A 1,245-nucleotide genomic window follows, 5' to 3' on the forward strand; every position below is an offset into this window, starting at 1 on the left:
ATGAGGTGAACGCTTAAAAATCTTTGTCTTCCGCGTTCAGATTCTCTTTAAGGTTTTCACAACCATCTTCAATGGCGTTTTGCGCTTCTTCCGCAGTCTCATCCAATTTTTTGCCCGCTTTTTCCATTGGCCCTTCATCACTACACGCCGCTAAAGCAAACACCAAACCAAATACTGCGGCGATACGATAAATAAATGACGTAACTCGCATGCTAACTCCTATCTCTTTACGTTTTTCTTTCCAAGTATCACAAATACTATTGATACAATTAATGACAACAGGAACAGATAAAATATCACTTGCGCGACAGCTGCGGCGGCACCGGCAATACCACTAAATCCGAGCACCGCTGAAACGAGAGCCAAAGCAAGGAAAATAAACATCCAACGAACCATGGTGTTGTCTCCTTATTTTTTAAAGTGAAAGCTCAACATTAGTTATTACTGAACAACTTCAAGCTTATCGACAACCTTATTTACATCGTTGGTATTATTTGCAATCGATAATGCCAGATCATGCTCGGCATCTGAGTTCACTTTACCGGTTAAGGTTACGGTTTTATTTTCTGTGGTGACATCAATGTCTGTACCACTAACGCTGGTATCCATCAGTAAACGAGTTTTCACAATAGTAGTAATTTTTGAATCCGTTAATGCAGCAAATGCATCAGAATCGGCATCTTGTTTATTTTCACTCACTACCGTTAGCTCGTTATTTACTTTTTTCACACCATCAAGGCCTGAAACCAACTCTTCTGCCAGCGACTTTTCCAAATCGTTATTGACCGAACCTGTCAGCGTAACCACCTGATTTTCAACATCAGTGTTGATATCAAAAGAGTTCAGGTTGCTATTAAGCAGTAAGGTGGTTTCTGCTTTACCATCTAGCCAAGCGTCCATGGATTCTTTTTCCCATTTATCACTGGCTAATACTGCGGTAGATGACGTTGCAAGAACTGAAGTAAGTACAATTTTAGCTGCGATGTTATTCATGGTAATTCTCCTATATTGACGTTGCAGTTCTAATAGAGCAAAGCATGTGCCAACTTTATAAGCCGCTATTTTTAAAGCGTTTATTTAGAAACAGCCGTTATATTTAAGATGAGAGAGAAACCATTCGTGAATAATTTACACAGAAGAAATGTAATTTTTAATCATTGAAGAAGAAAAGATAAATAGAGAAGAAATAACACCTCATCCTTTCGTTTATTTTTGTACGCAAAAACCATCAAGAGAGATTAATTT

General features: G+C 38.3%; 3 protein-coding genes. All 3 read right to left on the reverse strand.

Translation table 11 applies throughout. The features are described 5' to 3' along the window. Positions 1-13: 13 nt before the first annotated feature. From R7R24_RS24605 to R7R24_RS24615, 3 genes are read right to left on the reverse strand one after another with little or no spacing between them, the layout of a single operon-like run. The gene (locus R7R24_RS24605; RefSeq protein ID WP_318119714.1) at positions 14-211 is read right to left on the reverse strand and encodes a hypothetical protein; all 198 of its coding nucleotides are present in this window, start codon (positions 209-211) and stop codon (positions 14-16) included. A gap of 8 nt (positions 212-219) precedes the next feature. Further along, positions 220-396: a DUF1328 family protein gene (locus R7R24_RS24610; RefSeq protein ID WP_141179757.1), complete on the reverse strand. Its 177-nt coding sequence runs from the start codon at positions 394-396 to the stop codon at positions 220-222. Positions 397-441: 45 nt separating this feature from the next. Beyond that, entirely contained in the window at positions 442-993 is a 552-nt protein-coding gene (locus R7R24_RS24615) for a BON domain-containing protein (protein ID WP_005496656.1), read from the reverse strand. Positions 994-1,245: the final 252 nt, after the last annotated feature.

The sequence above is a fragment of the Vibrio sp. 704 genome (assembly GCF_033339295.1).

Coding starts and splice junctions, on each gene's coding strand:
- R7R24_RS24605 (WP_318119714.1), bottom strand. CDS start 211: ATGCGAGTTACGTCATTTATTTATCGTATCGCCGCAGTATTTGGTTTG.
- R7R24_RS24610 (WP_141179757.1), bottom strand. CDS start 396: ATGGTTCGTTGGATGTTTATTTTCCTTGCTTTGGCTCTCGTTTCAGCG.
- R7R24_RS24615 (WP_005496656.1), bottom strand. CDS start 993: ATGAATAACATCGCAGCTAAAATTGTACTTACTTCAGTTCTTGCAACG.